We start from the raw sequence: 3622 nt of genomic DNA on the forward strand, positions 1-3622 counted from the left end.
CAGTTGATCCAGGAACCACAGCCGCTGCTGGGCAAACGACAACGGCACCACCGCCGGCCGCTCCATCGCCACCAGGCGCGGCAACCGGCCCACACCCACGCTCACCCGCGACGCCAACTGGGCCACGGTGGGCGCCTCGAACACCGTGCGCACCGAAACATCGGCATTCACGCTGCTGTTGACGGCGGCGATCACCCGCATCGCCGAAATGCTGTCCCCGCCAAGGTCGAAAAACGAGTCATCGACCCCGACCCGCTGCAGCCCCAGCACCTGGGCGTAGATGCCGGCCAGGAGCTCCTCGATAGCACCGGCCGGGGCCCGATAGGCGCCGCCGGTGTATTCAGGGGCGGGCAGGGCCCGTTTGTCGAGTTTGCCGTTGACGGTCAACGGCAACGCATCCAACACCACGATCGCGGCCGGAACCATGTACGCCGGCAGCCTCAGTGCGAGTTTCTCACGCAACCCGGCCGGGTCGGCGGCGCCGGTGACATAGCCGACCAGGCGTTTGTCGCCGGGACGGTCCTCGCGGGCGATCACCACCGCCTGCTCCACCCCATCCAATGCGCTTAATGCCGCCTGGACTTCCCCCAGTTCGATGCGATACCCGCGAACCTTGACCTGCTCATCGGCGCGGCCCAAATACTCCAGCTGCCCATCGGCGCGCCAGCGCACCACATCCCCGCTGCGATACATCCGCAACCCCGGCCCACCGAACGGGCAGGCCACAAACCGCGACCCGGTCAAAGCGGCCCGCCGCCAATACCCGACACCCAGCCCGGCACCGGCCACATACAACTCCCCGACCACCCCGGGCGGCACCGGACGCAGCCAGTGATCGAGCACGAACAACGCCGCCCCCGCCACCGGCGACCCGATCGGCGGCACCCCCGACCCCGGCTCCAGCGGCGCACTGATCGCCACACACATGGTGGTCTCAGTGGGCCCGTAGGCGTTGAGCATCACCCGGCCCGGCGCCCACCGATCCACCACCTCCGCCGCACACGCCTCCCCGGCCACCACCAGCACCAGCGAACCCAGCCCGTCGGCCGGCAATACCGCCGCAGCCGAAGGGGTTTCGGTGAGCACACTGACCTGTTCGCCGGCCAGCAGGTCGTGGAAGTCATGAGGGCTGCGCACCACCGGTTCCGGCACCACCACCAGCCGGCCCCCACGCAGCAGCGCACCGAAGATCTCCCACACCGACACATCGAACGCCAACGAATGACCGTGCGCCCACACCCCCACCGGCAGATACTCGTCAAGCCACACCAACAAGCCGGTCGCGTTACGGTGCGTGACAGCCACCCCCTTAGGCACCCCAGTGGTGCCAGAGGTGTAGATCAGGTAAGCGACGTCGTCGGGATCCGGGGCCGGCAAACCCGTATCAGGGTAGGCCTGGATGCGGGGGTCATCGACATCGATAACCAGCACACCACACCCGTCCAGCCGGTCGGCCAGACCCGCGGTGGTGAGCACCGCCACCACCGCGGCGTCGGCGAGCAGGAACTCGACCCGCGCGCGCGGGTGGGCGGCATCAACGGGCACATACGCGGCCCCGGTCTTGAGCACCGCCAAAATCGCCACCACCGCCTCGGCCGAGCGCTCCATCAGCAGCCCCACGCACTGGCCCGGGCCCGCACCATAACCCGCCAGCAGATGCGCCAGCCGGTTGGCCGAGCTTTCAAGCTCGCGATAAGTCATGGACCGGCCATCGCACCTGACCGCCACCGCCTCCGGCGCCCGGGCCACCTGCGCGGCAAACAGTTCCGGCATCGACACCGCCGGGCCCACCAGCTGGCTCAGCGCCGCGCGGTGACCCCACTGCTGCAGGCGGACATGCTCGCCGGCATCGAGCACGTCCACCGCCGACAACCGCCGGGTAGGGTCGGCGGTCATCGCCGCCAGCACCCGCCGCAACCGCTCGACCAGGATCTCGATGGTTTCGGCGTCGAACACGTCGGTGCGAAACTCCACACCCCCACCAATCCCGGCCGGCTCGCCCCCCTCACTCCAACGTTCGGCCAGGTTGAACACCAGGTCCATGCGGGCCGACTGGCTCTCCACTGGCAGCGGTGCGACCTCGAGGTCACCAAGGGTCAGTCCGGCGGAGTCCTGCCAGGGCAGGTTCTGCCAGGCCAACATGACCTGCACCAGCGGGTGATGGGTCAAACTGCGGGCGGGGTTGAGCCGCTCCACCAGCACCTCGAAGGGCACGTCCTGATGCTCGTAGGCGGCCAGACTGCGCTGACGCACCTGGCCCAGGAGTTCAGCAACGCTGGGGTCGCCAGCCAGATCCATCCGTAGCACCAACGTGTTGACGAAAAACCCGACCAGCTCATCGAGGGCGGGGTCGCGGCGCCCGGCGATGGGGAATCCCACCGCCACATCGGTGCTGGCGGCCAGCTTCGATAGCAGCACGGCCAGCGCGGCCTGGATCACCATGAAGCTGGTCGCGTTGTGCTCGCGAGCTAACCGGGTGATCTGCTGCTGCATCTGGGCCGGCCAGTCGACGGCCACCGTGGCCCCACGGTGATCGGCAACCGCCGGATACGGCCGATCAGTGGGCAAATCCAGGTGCTCGGGCAGCCCGGCCAGGGCCTGCTCCCAGTAGGCGAGCTGGGCGGCAATGGTGCTGTCGCGGTCATCGAGGTCACCGAGATGCTGGCGCTGCCACAGCGCGTAGTCGGCGTATTGCACCGGCAGCGGATCCCAGTCGGGAGCCCGCCCGGCACACCGGCTGGCATACGCCACCCCCAGATCCCGCACCAGCGGGGCGAGCGACCAGCCATCAGCGGCAATATGGTGCACCACCACCACCAGCACGTGGTCGTCGTCAGCCAGGTGGAAAAGCCTTGCCCGCAAAGGGATCTCGGTGGCCAGATCGAACGCGTAACGCGCTACCGCGCCGATCGCCCCTTCCAGCTGGCTCGCCGACCAGTCGCTGGCCTCAACAACACGCCACCCGAAATCGGCTCGCTCGCTTGGGATCACCAGCTGTTGGGGCGTTCCCGCGACGGTTGGGAATACGGTGCGCAGGCTTTCGTGGCGGGCCGCCACATCGCCTAGCGCCGCACCCAACGCCGCAACGTCAAGCGCACCCGTTAACCGCAGCGCCGCCGCGATGTTGTGAACAGGCGACGGCCCTTGCAGCTGGTCGATAAACCACACGCGCTGCTGGGCAAACGACAACGGCACCACCGCGGGCCGCTCGACCGCCACCAAACGGGGCAGCCGACTGGCGCCCACACCGACGCGGGAAGCCAACTGCGCCACCGTCGGCGACTCGAACACGGCGCGGACCGAAAGTTCGGCGTTCAGACTGGCGTTGAGCGCGGCGATCACCCTCATCGCCGACAGGGAATCGCCACCGAGGTCGGTAAACGACTCGTCGACCCCGACCCGATCCAGCCCGAACACCTGCGCGTAGATGCCGGCGACGATCTCCTCGACAGCGTTGCCCGGGGCCCGATACTCGCCGGCGACGTGGTCCGGGGTGGGCAGGGCGCGGGTGTCAAGCTTGCCGTTGGGTGTCAACGGCAGCTGCGGTAACGGCACCACCGCAGCCGGAACCATGTACTCGGGCAGCCGCTCGGCCAGCGTGCTGCGCAGCTTGGCCGTTTCG

At 68.7% G+C, this 3622-nt stretch carries 1 protein-coding gene; it reads right to left on the reverse strand.

The window, feature by feature from the left end; all coding sequences use genetic code 11:
• A partial coding sequence (locus VFA16_RS13040; protein ID WP_324968215.1) for an amino acid adenylation domain-containing protein occupies positions 1–3622 on the reverse strand: 3622 nt, incomplete at both ends.

This window comes from Mycobacterium sp. (assembly GCF_035653355.1).
GTDB lineage: Bacteria > Actinomycetota > Actinomycetes > Mycobacteriales > Mycobacteriaceae > Mycobacterium.